General features: G+C 67.5%; 11 protein-coding genes. 4 read left to right on the forward strand and 7 right to left on the reverse strand.

From position 1 onward, the window contains the following. Positions 1 to 15: 15 nt before the first annotated feature. The 3 genes from glpK to NVV90_RS11225 form a co-directional block, all read right to left on the reverse strand. Complete coding sequence (gene glpK / locus NVV90_RS11215) at positions 16 to 1,530, reverse strand: glycerol kinase GlpK (protein WP_258437379.1); 1,515 nt, start codon at positions 1,528 to 1,530, stop codon at positions 16 to 18. A 53-nt stretch (positions 1,531 to 1,583) separates the two neighbouring features. Continuing rightward, complete coding sequence (locus tag NVV90_RS11220) at positions 1,584 to 2,336, reverse strand: MIP/aquaporin family protein (RefSeq protein WP_258437380.1); 753 nt, start codon at positions 2,334 to 2,336, stop codon at positions 1,584 to 1,586. Positions 2,337 to 2,506: 170 nt separating this feature from the next. Continuing rightward, complete coding sequence (locus NVV90_RS11225) at positions 2,507 to 4,303, reverse strand: glycerol-3-phosphate dehydrogenase/oxidase (protein WP_258437381.1); 1,797 nt, start codon at positions 4,301 to 4,303, stop codon at positions 2,507 to 2,509. Between the two features lie 124 nt (positions 4,304 to 4,427). On the opposite strand from NVV90_RS11225, the gene NVV90_RS11230 reads away from it, so the two are divergent. Genes NVV90_RS11230 through NVV90_RS11245 form a run of 4 tightly spaced genes read left to right on the forward strand, consistent with a single transcriptional unit; the run spans position 4,428 to position 8,370 of the window. After that, positions 4,428 to 5,390: a sugar-binding transcriptional regulator gene (locus NVV90_RS11230; protein WP_258437382.1), complete on the forward strand. Its 963-nt coding sequence runs from the start codon at positions 4,428 to 4,430 to the stop codon at positions 5,388 to 5,390. Between the two features lie 33 nt (positions 5,391 to 5,423). Next, on the forward strand, positions 5,424 to 6,308 hold the full coding sequence (locus NVV90_RS11235; RefSeq protein WP_258437383.1) for an aldo/keto reductase: 885 nt from the start codon (positions 5,424 to 5,426) through the stop codon (positions 6,306 to 6,308). A gap of 26 nt (positions 6,309 to 6,334) precedes the next feature. Further along, the gene (locus tag NVV90_RS11240; protein WP_258437384.1) at positions 6,335 to 7,282 is read left to right on the forward strand and encodes an alpha/beta fold hydrolase; all 948 of its coding nucleotides are present in this window, start codon (positions 6,335 to 6,337) and stop codon (positions 7,280 to 7,282) included. Then, positions 7,279 to 8,370, forward strand: coding sequence for a glycosyltransferase family 1 protein (locus NVV90_RS11245; RefSeq protein WP_258437385.1), 1,092 nt, complete (start codon positions 7,279 to 7,281; stop codon positions 8,368 to 8,370). Before NVV90_RS11240 ends, NVV90_RS11245 begins: the two co-directional genes overlap by 4 nt. Positions 8,371 to 8,385: 15 nt before the next feature. Here NVV90_RS11245 and NVV90_RS11250 read toward each other — a convergent pair whose 3' ends face one another. The 4 genes from NVV90_RS11250 to rpoZ form a co-directional block, all read right to left on the reverse strand. Beyond that, positions 8,386 to 10,497, reverse strand: a complete 2,112-nt coding sequence (locus NVV90_RS11250) for a primosomal protein N' (protein ID WP_258437386.1) — start codon at positions 10,495 to 10,497, stop codon at positions 8,386 to 8,388. Positions 10,498 to 10,648: 151 nt separating this feature from the next. Next, positions 10,649 to 11,878, reverse strand: coding sequence for a methionine adenosyltransferase (gene metK / locus NVV90_RS11255; RefSeq protein WP_258437387.1), 1,230 nt, complete (start codon positions 11,876 to 11,878; stop codon positions 10,649 to 10,651). A 77-nt stretch (positions 11,879 to 11,955) separates the two neighbouring features. Further along, on the reverse strand, positions 11,956 to 13,227 hold the full coding sequence (gene coaBC, locus NVV90_RS11260) for a bifunctional phosphopantothenoylcysteine decarboxylase/phosphopantothenate--cysteine ligase CoaBC (protein ID WP_258437388.1): 1,272 nt from the start codon (positions 13,225 to 13,227) through the stop codon (positions 11,956 to 11,958). A 25-nt stretch (positions 13,228 to 13,252) separates the two neighbouring features. Next, positions 13,253 to 13,513, reverse strand: coding sequence for a DNA-directed RNA polymerase subunit omega (rpoZ, locus tag NVV90_RS11265; RefSeq protein WP_258437389.1), 261 nt, complete (start codon positions 13,511 to 13,513; stop codon positions 13,253 to 13,255). Positions 13,514 to 13,521: the final 8 nt, after the last annotated feature.

Consider the following 13,521-nt stretch of genomic DNA (forward strand, 5'->3'; position numbering starts at 1 on the left):
TGGTGCCTTCCCGGCCTACTTCACGTCCTCGTCCACCCAGTCCATGGACTTGGTCACGGCCTTCTTCCAGAGGCGCATCTGGCGGTCCTGCTCCTCGGCCGGCATCTGCGGCTCCCAGCGCTTGTCCTCGCCCCAGTTGGCTGTTAGCTCGCCAAGGTCCTTCCAGAAGCCGACGGCAAGGCCGGCCGCGTAGGCTGCGCCGAGGGCCGTGGTTTCCACGACCTTCGGACGGACCACGGGGACGCCCAGGATGTCGGCCTGGAACTGCATGAGCGCCTCATTGGCGACCATGCCGCCGTCGACCTTCAGTTCGGTCAACGGGACGCCCGAGTCCGCGTTCACGGCGTCGAGCACTTCACGGGTCTGGAAGGCCGTGGCCTCCAGCGCTGCCCGGGCGATGTGGCCCTTGTTGGCGAAGCGGGTCAGCCCGACGATTGCGCCGCGGGCGTCCGCACGCCAGTACGGTGCGAACAGTCCCGAGAAGGCCGGCACGATGTACACGCCGCCGTTGTCCTCCACACCGGCGGCCAACTGTTCCACCTCGGGGGCGGAGCTGATCATGCCCAGGTTGTCGCGCAGCCACTGGATCAGCGAACCGGTGACGGCAATGGAGCCTTCCAGTGCATAGTGGGGCTTGGCGTCGCCCAACTTGTAGCCTAGCGTGGTCAGCAGGCCGTTCTTCGAGTGGACGATTTCCTCGCCCGTGTTGAAGATCAGGAAGCAGCCCGTGCCGTAGGTGTTCTTGGCCTCGCCGGCCTGGAATGCCGCCTGGCCGAACGTTGCCGCCTGCTGGTCGCCGAGGATGCCGGACACGGGCACTTCGCGGAGGAGCTGCGAGGTGTGAACGTGTCCGTAGACCTCGGAGGAGGACTTGATGGCGGGCATCATGGACAAAGGAACGCCGAAGGCGTCCAGGATGTCCTGGTCCCACTGCAGGGTATCGAGATCCATGAACAGGGTGCGGGAGGCGTTGGTGACGTCCGTGGCGTGCACACCGCCGTCCACGCCGCCCGTCAGGTTCCACAGGACCCAGCAGTCGGTGTTGCCGAAGAGCAGGTCCCCGGCCTCTGCCCGGGCCCGGGCGCCTTCGACGTTGTCCAGGATCCACTTGATCTTGGTGCCGGAGAAGTAGGTGGCCAGCGGAAGGCCGACCTTCTGCTTGAAGCGCTCCGGGCCGCCGTCCTGCGCCAGCTCGTCCACGATCGCCTGCGTGCGGGTGTCCTGCCAGACGATGGCGTTGTAGACCGGCTCGCCGGTGTTCTTGTCCCACACGACGGTGGTTTCGCGCTGGTTGGTGATGCCGACGGCGGCGATGTCGTGCCGGGTCAGGTTCGCCTTGGAAAGGGCGGAGCCGATGACCTCGCGGGTGTTGTCCCAGATCTCGGCCGGGTTGTGCTCAACCCATCCGGCCTGCGGGAAGATCTGCTCATGTTCCATCTGGCCGCTGGAAACGATGTTTCCGGCGTGGTCGAACACGATGGCGCGCGAGCTCGTGGTGCCCTGGTCAATGGCGATTACGTACTGGTTCACGGTTTGACGTCCTTGTCTTGATTGTTTGGGTCAGGGTTGGAAGTCCGGCAGGACTACGGTGCGACGGAAGGCATGATCATCGGAACCCAGATGGCAACCAGGCCGGCGAGGGTACCGCCTGCCAGCGGCCCCACGACCGGGATCCAGGAGTACGCCCAGTCGCTGCTGCCCTTGCCCTTGATGGGCAGGATGGCGTGGGCGATGCGCGGGCCCAGGTCACGGGCCGGGTTGATGGCATAGCCGGTGGGGCCACCGAGCGATGCGCCGATGCCGACGACGAGCAGCGCCACGGCGAGGGGGCCCAGTCCGGAGGGGGTTCCGCCGAAGGTCAGGATGACGAACACCAGCACGAAGGTGCCGATGATTTCCGTGACGAGGTTCCAGGGCGTGGAGCGGATGGCCGGGCCGGTGGAGAACACAGCCAGCTTGTTGCCGGCCTGCGGTTCGGCGTCGAAGTGCTGCTTGTGGGCGAGCCATGCGAGCACGGCACCGACGAACGCACCGAGCAGCTCGGCACCGAAGTAGGTCATGGTTGAGCCGAAGCTGACGGCGACACCCGGGGCATACTCGGCTTTGCCGTTGACCAGCAGGCCAAGCGTTACGGCGGGGTTCAGGTGGGCACCCGACTTGGCGGCGACGAAGACACCTGCGAAGACGGCGATACCCCAGCCCCAGTTCACCATCAGGAACCCGCCGCTATTGCCCTTGGTCCCCTTAAGCGCAACGTTAGCCACGACGCCGCAACCCAACAAAGTCAGCATTGCGGTTCCGAATACTTCGGAAAGGAAAACAATTCCAAGAGACATCTTTGACTCCTCATTTTTCTGTTGTCGGCCCCCGCGGGTTTGAGGGGCCGTTCGGGCGGCGGTGCTTTCACCGCCGGCCCGGCTGCGGCGCTCCGTCAACTGAGGGAACACCGCAGCCCTTGTGTCCGGGCCATCGCCGGACGGTCAAGCTCTTGTGACGCAGGCTACCTTCACGCGACGAGACTGTGAACAGTCACACCGTGGAAGCGGCGGAGGACTTCCTGCGCGTGCCGGATCTCGGCCTCGCATGCCGCGGCATCCCAGCCCAAGGGCCCGGCCAGTGCTGCTGCAATCTCATTCAGGAGTTCGCCGGTGACCAGGCCCCGGAAGGCCAGGGAGGTGCGGCGGATGAGGACATCCACGAGGTGTCCGATCTGCTCATGTTCGGCCATGAATTCCAGTTCCCGGACGCTCAGTTCGCGCGTGGACCGCAGTGCGGTGTCGTCTCCGGCGTTCAGGTAGGCAATGACGGTTTCTGCCCGGGTGCCGTAGCGGGTGAGCAGCCCGGCGACACGTGCGGCGTCGAGTCCGGGGCCCATGTGCTTCTTGATCCAGTCCTGCACGCCCTCTTCGCTGGCCGGGAAGCCGGCACCGCCGCCGATGGCGAGCTTCGCCGTCGAGACCTTCCGGTCCATGCCCAGTTCCTGGAGGACATCATTGCTCAGGTGCTCTGCGAGCGCCCGGAAGGTGGTCCATTTGCCGCCGACCAGGCTGAGCACGACGGCGGCCTTGCCGCCGGGGGCGCCTGCCGCACCGGGCGCGGGGCGTTCGCTGCGTTCGATGCGGTAGTCGCGGGAGACGAAGCCTGGCTGGGTGGCATCGTGGCGCGGCAGCGGGCGCACCCCGGAGAAGCTGTAGACGATGTGGCTGCGGTCCACGGCGATGGTGGGGAAAACATGCCCGACGAGGTCGAAGAAGTAGTCCACCTCCGCCTCCGTGCAAACGGCGTCCTCGGACATGTCGGCGTACACGTCAGTAGTTCCCACCAGGACCCGGTCCCCCATCGGGTAGATCAGCACGATCCGGCCGTCGGTGTGTTCGAAGAAGATCTCGCGGCCGTTGCAGGCCTCCAGCAGTCCGGGGTGGTCGAGCACGATGTGCGAGCCCTTGGTACCGCCCATGTAGGCGCTTGCCGCACCCATGGCCTCGTTGGTGAGGTCCACCCAGGCGCCGGTGGTGTTGACGATGACGTCCGCCTGGAAATCGAACTCGGCTCCGGTGAGCTCATCCCGGAGCCGCACCGTGCCGGCAGCGTCCGCGGCGCCGTCCATGGAGACGAGGGATACATAGTTGCTGGCGCGGGCGGTGCCGCCCGGCAGCCCGCCGCCGATCCCGGCCTTCTCGCCGTCCTGCAGGACGTCCAGGGTGAGCCGCTCCGGGTTGTGGACGGACGCGTCGAAGTAGGTGGCGGCGTACTTGATGCCAGGGTGCAGCCTGGGCAGTTCCGCGAGGGCCTTCTCGCGGCCGCGGAACTGGTGGCGGGGCACGCTGCCGCCATCCCGGGAGAAGAAGTCGTACATGCTCAGGCCGAGCTTGATCAGGAAGGCGCCGCGCTCCTTCGGCTTGCCTTGCTTGTGGGTCAGGAAGCGCATGGGGGCGGACAGGATTCCCGAGAACGTGCTGAAGATCGGGATGGTGGTCTGCAGCGGCTTCACGTAGTGGGGGGCGATCCGGAGGAGCCTGTTGCGCTCCACCACGGATTCCTGCACGAGGCGGAACTCACCGTTTTCCAGGTAGCGGATGCCGCCGTGGATCATGTGGGACGATGCGCCGCTGGCGCCCTGGCAGTAGTCGCCGCGCTCCACGAGCGCCACGTCAACACCCTGGAGTGCCAGGTCGCGGAAGGTCCCGACGCCGTTGATGCCGCCCCCGATGATCAGCACCTTTGCGCTGGGCCGTTCGCGGAGGGCCGCGGCCGATTCGCGCCGCCGTGCGGCCGACGGACCGGAGTTCCTGTTGTGTCCCAAAACTGCTCCCTTGGGCTTGGTGTTGTGTGTTGCGCCACTTGCCGCCGCACCTTTCACATCAATTGTTTGAAAGAGTGGAAAATGGAGTCAAGCTAGTTGCACAAACGTGCAGAACGGAATTGAGATGCCACGATCACGCCACTCGGACGCCCTCCGGGCAGCCCAGATGTACTACCTGCAGGACCTCACCATGGACGCCATCGCCCGCGAACTGAGGACCTCCCGCTCCACGGTGTCCCGGCTGCTCTCCTCGGCCCGGGACACCGGCTTGGTGCAGATCCAGATCCGCAGTCCCCTCGACACGGCGCCGGAACTTGAGGGGATGATCCGCAGCCAATACGGCGTGGATGTGCACGTCGTGCCGGTCCTGGACACCCTGAATGAGGCGGAAACACTGGACCGGGTGGCCATGCAGGCGGCCAGGACCATCGGGCCGCTGGTGGATTCGAACGCCATCATCGGCGTTGCCTGGGGCGCCACGCTCAGCGCCGTCAGCCGGCACCTGACGCGCAAGATCACCCATGACAGCATCGTGGTCCAGCTCAACGGCGCGGGAAACATGCAGACCACGGGGATCACCTACGCCAGCGACATCATGCGCCGCTTCGGCAGCGCGTACGGTGCACGCGTGGAACAGTTCCCGGTGCCCGCGTTCTTCGACCACGCCGCAACCAAGACGGCCATGTGGAATGAGCGCAGCGTGCAGCGCATCCTGGCCCTGCAGTCCCGCATGAGCATCGCCATCTTCGGCGTCGGCTCCGTGGATTCGGACTATCCGAGCCACGTCTATGCGGGCGGCTACCTGGACGAACGCGACCTCAGCCTGCTGGCGGCAGACGACGTGGTGGGCGACGTGGCCACCGTCTTCTTCCGCAGCGACGGGTCCTCCGACGGAATCACCCTGAACGAACGCTCCACGGGCCCCAGCCACGATCAGCTCAGGCAGGTCCGGCGTCGCATCTGCGTGGTCTCCGGAGCCTCCAAGATCAACGGGCTGCAGGGAGCGCTGGCAGCGGGCCTTGCCACGGACCTGATCCTTGACGAGGCCTCCGCACGGCGCCTGGTAAGTTTCGGCGCGCAGTCCTGAAGCATTCGGCCCCGAATGGGTAAAGTCGTTGCTATGAAACCCTCGCCCCGGCTGCCCCTGAACAACGGCGTACACATCGACCAACTGGGATTCGGCCTGTACAAGGTGCCGCCCAACGATGCAGCCGCGCTGGTGGCCACGGCGCTGGGCGAGGGCTACCGGCATTTCGACACCGCCGCCATGTACGGCAACGAGACCGGAGTCGGCCGCGGCATCGGCGGTGCCATTGGCACCGCCATGGCCTCGGACGGCGGCGGAACGGGCGGCTCGGGGGAAGGCGTGCATTCCCTGGAACGCCAGGACATCTTCGTCACCACCAAGGTCTGGAATGATGACCACGGCTACGATTCCACACTACGCGCCTTTGACTCCTCCATGGCCAATCTGGGGCTGGACTACGTGGACCTCTACCTCATCCACTGGCCCTGCGCCGGCCGGGGCCTGTTCCTGGAAACGTACCGTGCCATGGAAACGCTTTACCGCGAAGGCCGCGTCCGGGCCATCGGCGTCTCGAATTTCCAGCCCGGCCACCTCGAACAGCTCATGCACAAGGCCGAGGTGGTTCCCGCGGTCAACCAGATCGAGCTCCACCCCTGGCTCCAGCAGAGCGCACTGCGCACCCTCCACGAGCAGCTGGGCATCCGCACGGAGGCCTGGAGCCCGCTTGGCCGGGGGCACGTACTGGCGGATCCGGCCATCGGCGCACTCGCGGAAAAGCACGGCCGCACTCCGGCGCAGATCATCATCCGCTGGCACCTCCAGGTGGGGAATGTGGTGATTCCGAAGGCCAGTTCGGCCGGGCGCATCAAGGAAAACTTCGACGTTTTCGACTTCGAGTTGGACACCGCGGACATGGACGGCATCGCGGGACTGGAACGGCACCACCGCACAGGCTCGCACCCGGACAATGTGAACTAGGATCCGGGTGAACTAGGATCCTTCGAATGGAACACGTGGACACCACACACTCCCCCGAGCCCGCCCAAGCCCCGGCCAAGGGGTTCTTCAGCAGCTCCCTGCCGGGGCGCACCCGTGCCTCGGATGTGGATCTCGACGGCAGCAACGTTGCCTACTGGAGCTACGAACCGGTGAACCCCACGGCGCGGACCCGCACCATCCTGGTCATCCACGGCTTCCGCGGCGACCACCACGGCCTGCTGCGGGTGGTGGACCAGCTGCCGGAAATGCGCATCATCATGCCGGACCTGCCCGCCTTCGGCAGCTCCGAGCCGTTCCTCCGGGACGAGCACACCGTGGAACGCTACGGCACGTTCATCAGCTCTTTCATGGCCGCCCTCGGGCTGGGTCCGGACACCGTCCTGCTGGGCCACTCCTTCGGTTCGATCATCGCGGCCCACTTCACGGCTACCCATCCCGGGGCCGTCCATCCGCTGATCCTGGTCAACCCGATCGCCGCACCGGCTCTGGAGGGCCCCAAGGGCCTCATGACCAAGCTGGCGGTCCTGTACTACCAGGTGTCCGCGAAGCTTCCCCGCCGCCTCGGGCTGGCGGTGCTGCGCAACCGTGCCATTGTGCGCGCCATGAGCGTCACCATGGCCAAGACCCGGGACAAGCAGCTGCGGGCCTTCGTTCATGGGCAGCACGACGCTTACTTCAGTGCCTTCGCCGACCGCAAGAGCCTGCTGGAGTCATTCCGCGCCTCCGTCTCTTCCAACGTGGCCGAGGTCGCGGAGCAGCTCACGCTCCCCGTGCTGTTGATCGCCGGCGAAAAGGACGAGATCGCGATGCTCCCGGACCAGCACAAGCTGCTGGACCGCCTTCCGGACGGCACGCTGGAAGTCATCCCCGGCGTCGGGCATCTGATCCACTACGAGACGCCGGCCCCGGCCGCAGCCGCCATCCGCACTTTCCTGGAGGAACACCCCGCGTGAAAATTGTCATCGACGCCCGCTTCACCCGGACGGACCACCACGATGGCATCAGCCGTTACGGCTCCAGCCTCATTGCGGCAACTTCGAGGATTGCCGACGTCACCATGCTCATCAGCGACGAACGCCAGCTGGCCCTGCTGCCCGACGTCCCGTACGTCATGGTCAACAGCCCGCTGTCCCCGCTGGAGCTCTTCGTGGCGCGGAAGGTCAACCCGCTCGGCGCAGACGTGGTGGTGTCCCCGATGCAGACCATGGGCACGTGGGGACGCAATTACGGCCTCATCCTGACCCTGCACGACCTCATCTACTACGAACACCCCGCCCCGCCAGGTTTCCTCCCCGCCCCCATACGGCTGCTGTGGCGCCTGTACCACAAGGCGTTCTGGCCGCAGCGACTGCTGCTGAACCGCGCCGACGTGGTGGCCACGATCAGCCGGACCACCGAATCCCTGATTGCCAAATACCGGCTGACGCGCCGCCCGGTGCGGATCGTCGGCAACGCCCCGCAGCCGGCCCAGCAGCCCCGCGACCCCGCCGCAGGGGCCGAAAAATCGCTGCTCTACATGGGATCGTTCATGCCGTACAAGAACGTGGAAACCATGATCCGCGGCATGGCCTCGCTGCCGGACTTCACGCTGCACCTGCTCAGCCGCATCACGCCGGAACGGCGCGCCGAGCTCGAACCCATGGTGCCGCACGGTGCCAAGGTGCAGTTCCACAACGGCGTGACCGACGCCGAGTACGCTGAGCTGCTGCTCCGCTCCACGGCACTGATCAGCCTGTCCCGGGCCGAAGGCTACGGGCTCCCGCTCGTGGAGGCCATGTCCCTGGGCACCCCGGTGATTGCCAGCGACATCCCCATCTTCCGGGAAGTCGGCGCCGACGCCGTCAGCTACGTGGATCCGGAGTCGCCCGCAGCCTTCAGCGCCGCCGTCCAGGAGCTGGGCAACGAGGAACTGTGGCAGGCCCGCTCGCGGCGATCGGTGGAACGCGCCGCGGACTTCAACTGGGACGAATCGGCCCGGCAGCTGCTGGCGGCGGCCGAGGAAATCGTGGCGCTGCGCAGCCGTGGCGGCTCGCGCCGCTAGGCCGTAAGCAGAGGATCAGAGGACGTCGACGCCGTCGAGCCGCAACTGCACGGGACCGGACGTCCGCTTGGCGGCGTTTGCCGCCCTGACCGCACGCATGGCCCGGGTGGCCGCGGCGGCCCCGGCATACGGAATGAAGAACAGCGTGCGGACCTCGGCGTCGTCGGCCGGGGTCGCGGCGGTGCCGGCGGCCGGGCCGGGTGCCGTGGCCGGCGCCGAGTACATCAGCACCGGGGCCGGCCCTGCAGTACGCAACGTGACGGTGGCGGCCAGTGCTTCCGTGAAGTGCCCGACGTCGGCGGGGCTGCCCGTCACGGAGGCCACCCGCACGGCCGGCGGAAGCTGCAGTTCCCTGCGCAGTGCCAGCTCACGCGAGGCGTAGCCTGGGGCGTCCCAACGCAGCAGGGCGCCGGTGGCGGTGGTGTCGTCCGCCGTGATGACCACCAGGCCTCCCTCGGCGGAAGGACGGACCAGCGAGGCGGCATTGAACCAGCGACGGACCGTGTCTTCTCCGGCCCTGAGGTTTTCGCGCCGCAGCAGCGAGTTCCCGTCCAACAGCAGGGCGGCAGCGTAGCCGTTCGGCGCGACAGGCTCGGCACCGACCGTTGCGACCACCAGGGCCGGGGCGTCGGGCACGGTCGCCTTGACGTGGTCCCCTGAGGACGTGACCACGGCCTTGCCCGGAAACGCCCTTCCGAGCTCCTCGGCGGTGCGCAGCACGCCTGCGGCACCGCGGCGCAGGCGGACGCTGTTGCAGTGGCTGCAGCGCCATTGCGGGGCGGGCGTGGAGCACCAGCGGCATTGCGGCACGGCGGAGGATCCGGCCGGACCGGAGATGGCCAGGGGGCCGGTGCAGGAGTTGCAGCGGGCCGGCTCCCGGCACGTTTCACAGACCAGCGAGGGCGCGTAGCCGGAGCGGGCCACTTGGACCAGCACGGGCCCGCGTTCCAGGCCCTGCTGGGCAGCCTTCCATGCCGCGCCCGGAAGACGGGCAATCCGGGCGAGCGGATCGCGTTCCTGTTCGAAGCTGTCCGCGGTGTTGAGTACCCGGGGAACGGTGGAACGGAGCACGGTGCGGGGTGCCTCGATGGGTGCGGCCCAGCCGCTTTCGACGAGCCGCTGCAGTTCGGTGCTCCGGCTGTGGGCGGCCATGAGGCAGGCGGCATCGCCCTGCCCGGCACGGAGCAACAGGACCTCGCGGGCGTGGGCGTAGGGTGCCCGCTGTTCGATGTGGAGGTCATCGCCGTCGTCCCAGCAGACCACCAGGCCGAGGTCCTGCACGGGCGCGTAGGCGGCGGACCTGGTGCCGATGGCCACCTTTGCCTCGCCGCTGAGCAGGCGGAGGTAGCTGCGGTAGCGCGGCGTCTGGCCGTCGTCGGCGCTCAGGCGCGCGACGTCGCCCGCCGGAAGTGCGGCCTGGAGTGCCGCTTCCACCTGATCGAGGTCCCGGTAGTCGGGCACCACCACGACGGCGCCGCGCCCGGACGAACGGACGGCCGCCACGGCGGAGGCCACGAGCGCCGGCCACGCGGCGGGCCCGAACCCCTGCAGTGCGGTCATGACGGCCTTGGGCGAGCCGCCGGCGGCAAGGTGCTGCAGGAACGCGGCCCCGTTGCCGTACATGGCCCAGGCTGAGGCATCCGGGACGTGGGGCACAGGACCCGGCTCCGAGGCTTCGGCAGCCGGCTCCCCCGCCAGGAGTTCCTTCTCCACCTTGGCAACGCGCGGCGGGATGGCGCTGCGCAGGACGTCACTGAGTGTCCCCGCGTAGCGGGCTGCCACCGCACCCGCGAGGGCGGCCAGTTCCGGCGTGAGGACCTGCACGGGGGAAACGACCTTGTGCAGCGGCGTGAGGGGGTGGCCGGCGTCGGAGGATCCACGGCGTTCGAGAATGTAGCCGTTGAGTTCCTGGCCGTTGAACTTCACCTTGACGCGGACGCCCGCTGCCGCTGCCGCATCAAGTTCGGCCGGGACGCTGTAATCGAAGGGCCTGTCCAGGTGCGGCAAAGGGGATTCCAGCAGCACGCGGGCCACAGGGTCACGGGTGGCCAAGGGCGGCCCGGACGCGGGCCGCTGCGGCTCGGGGAAACCCAGAAGGAGGGAGGGCTGCAGGATTGGCTCTGCCATGGATTCACCTCCCCGGGTTGTCAGTCATGGGACGGGCTGTGCCCCCGCAGCGGGCTGAGCTCCCATATGGGGCCTGCCCCGCTGCGGGGTTCTTGATTCAAGAAAAGCACACGCCACCGACAATATTGGCGCCTTGCGGAACCGTTCGGGATCAGGCGTTGAAGAATTCCTTGAGCTCCGCAACCCGGTCCAGGCGCTCCCACGTGAAGTCGGGCTCGTCACGGCCAAAGTGGCCGTGCGCAGCGGTCTTGGCGTAGATGGGACGCTTGAGGTCCAGGGCATCGATGATGGCACGGGGACGGAGGTCGAAGATCTCCGAGATGGCCTCGCTGATCTTGGCCGGGTCGACGGTTTCGGTGCCGAAGGTCTCAACGTACGTGCCGACGGGGCGGGCCTGGCCGATGGCGTAGGCGATCTGGATTTCTGCGCGCTTGGCGAGACCGGCGGCAACCACGTTCTTGGCCACCCAGCGCATGGCGTAGGCCGCGGAACGGTCCACCTTGGACGGGTCCTTGCCGGAGAAGGCGCCGCCACCGTGGCGGGCGAAGCCGCCGTAGGTGTCCACGATGATCTTGCGGCCGGTCAGGCCCGCATCGCCGACGGGTCCGCCGATGACAAAGGCGCCGGCCGGGTTGAGGATGTTGGCCGTGCGGGAGATGTCCAGATTGGAGGCCGCCAGGACGGGATCGATCACGTAGCTGGCCAGGTCGGCGCGCAGCTGCTCCAGCCTGGTGCCCTCGGCGTGCTGGCTCGAGATCACGATGGTCTCAACGGAAACCGGACGGTCGCCGTCATAGCCGATGGTGGCCTGGGTTTTGCCGTCCGGGCGGAGGTAGGCGAGTTCGCCGTTCTTGCGGACCTCGGTGAGGCGCTCGGACAGGCGGTGTGCAATCCAGATCGGGACAGGCATGTAGGAGGGGGTCTCATCGCTGGCGTAGCCGAACATGATGCCCTGGTCGCCTGCGCCCTGGAGGTCGTAGTCGTCTTCCTGGCGGCCTTCGCGGGCCTCGAGGGAGTTGAAGACGCCGCCGGCGATGTCGTTGGACTGCTGTCCGATCGACACGGACACGCCGCAGCGGGCGCCGTCGAAGCCGTTGGCCGAGGAGTCGTAGCCGATGCCCAGGATCGTCTCGCGGACAATCTGCGGAATTTCCACGTAGGCGTCCGTGGTGACCTCGCCGGCCACGTGGACCAGGCCCGTGGTGGCCATGGTTTCAACGGCCACGCGGGACTCGGGGTCGGCAGCGAGCAGCGCGTCAAGGATAGCGTCGCTGATCTGGTCGCAGATCTTGTCCGGGTGCCCTTCAGTGACCGACTCCGAGGTGAAGAGGCGGAGCTTGGTCTGGGTCCGGTGGGATTCATGGTGCAGCGGTAAAGTCACTCGACTACCTTACTGGGTCGCGGGCCGGCAGCCTCTGCCGTGTGTCCCTGTGCTAAGAAACCGTGGTGCGTCCGCGCCTAGGGCGCCGGGAAGACTCGGCTCAGTTCGTCGCTGACGCGGTCAATGACGGCGGCGGCGACATCGGATTTGGAGCCGGAGGCCGACTGCGGTTCTGCGCCGTGGCCGGACAGGATGACCACGGAGTTCTCGTCCTGGCCGAAAACGCGGCCGACGCCGACGTGGTTCACCACGAGGAGGTCGCAGCCTTTGCGCTTGAGCTTGGCCGCGGCGTGTTCGAGGACATTGCCCTGTGCATCGCCGGTCTCGGCGGCGAAACCGACGATCAGCTGCTTGCCGGCGTCGGCGTTCCTGCGCTCCACCAGCTCGTGCAGGATGTCCGGGTTCCGGACCAGGCGCACCAGAGGTGCTTCCTCGTCGTCGGACTTCTTGATCTTGGTCTCGGAGACTTCTGCCGGGCGGAAGTCCGCCACGGCGGCCGCCATGATGACGACATCGGAGCCGGCCGCCGCCTGCAGCGCCGCCTCCCGCAGTTCAAGGGCCGATTCAACGCGGACAAGTTCGACGCCGGCAGGCGGCTGGACGTCCATGTGTGCGGCCAGGAACCTGACGTGCGCACCGGCGGCAAGGGCGGCAGCGGCCAGCGCGGCGCCCTGCTTGCCGGAGGAGCGGTTGCCCAGGAAACGCACGGGGTCCAGGGCCTCGCGTGTTCCGCCTGCGGAGATCGTGACCGTGCGGCCGGCCAGCGGACCGGCTCCTGCGGGCGCTTCCGAAGCACGGGAGTCCGCAGCGCCGGAGTCCGCAGCGGGGCCGGCCAAGGCCAGCGCCGCTGCGAAGATGGCCTCGGGTTCGGGCAGGCGGCCCGGACCCGAGTCGGCGCCTGTCAGCCTGCCGGTGGCGGGTTCCAGGACCGTGACGCCTCGGCTGCGCAGGGTCTCGACGTTGGCCTGGGTGGCGGCGTGCTGCCACATCTCGGTGTGCATGGCCGGAGCGAAAAGCACCGGCCCGTGCGCCATGAGCAAGGTGTTGGTGAGCAGGTCCCCGGCCTGGCCGGTGGCCGCCTTCGCCAGCAGGTCCGCCGTGGCAGGCGCGACGACGATGAGATCGGCCTCATGCCCCAGGCGGACATGGTTGACCTTCTCGACGTCGTCGAAGACGCTGTTGCTGACGGGGTTTCCGGAGAGGGCTTCCCAGGTGGCGACCCCGACGAATCGGGTGGCAGCCTCCGTGGGGATGACCGTCACCTTGTGGCCGGCTTCAGTAAAAAGCCGGAGGAGCGATGCAACCTTGTAGGCTGCGATCCCTCCCCCGACTCCGAGGACTATGCGCACGTGACCTCCGTCAGCAGCAGTCTGCTTATTCTGCGGGTTCGATCGGGGTGGAAACCAGCATGCCCTCGTTGATCTCGCGCAGGGCGATGGAGAGCGACTTCTCGTTCAGCTTGGTGTCGACCAGCGGGCCGACGTACTCGAACAGGCCCTCGTGCAGCTGGGCGTAGTAGGCGTTGATCTGGCGCGCACGCTTGGCGCCGAAGATCACCAAACCGTACTTTGAATCGGCAGCCTTAAGCAGCGAATCGATCGGCGGGTTGATGATGCCTTCAAGGTTCGTGGACACGAAATCTC

The sequence above is a fragment of the Arthrobacter sp. CJ23 genome (assembly GCF_024741795.1).
GTDB lineage: Bacteria > Actinomycetota > Actinomycetes > Actinomycetales > Micrococcaceae > Arthrobacter.

Bases quoted from the DNA above. Each gene is read 5' to 3' on its own strand.
- NVV90_RS11230 (WP_258437382.1), top strand. From the start codon at position 4,428: ATGCCACGATCACGCCACTCGGACGCCCTCCGGGCAGCCCAGATGTAC.
- NVV90_RS11250 (WP_258437386.1), bottom strand. From the start codon at position 10,497: ATGGCAGAGCCAATCCTGCAGCCCTCCCTCCTTCTGGGTTTCCCCGAG.
- NVV90_RS11235 (WP_258437383.1), top strand. From the start codon at position 5,424: ATGAAACCCTCGCCCCGGCTGCCCCTGAACAACGGCGTACACATCGAC.
- NVV90_RS11240 (WP_258437384.1), top strand. From the start codon at position 6,335: ATGGAACACGTGGACACCACACACTCCCCCGAGCCCGCCCAAGCCCCG.
- NVV90_RS11220 (WP_258437380.1), bottom strand. From the start codon at position 2,336: ATGTCTCTTGGAATTGTTTTCCTTTCCGAAGTATTCGGAACCGCAATG.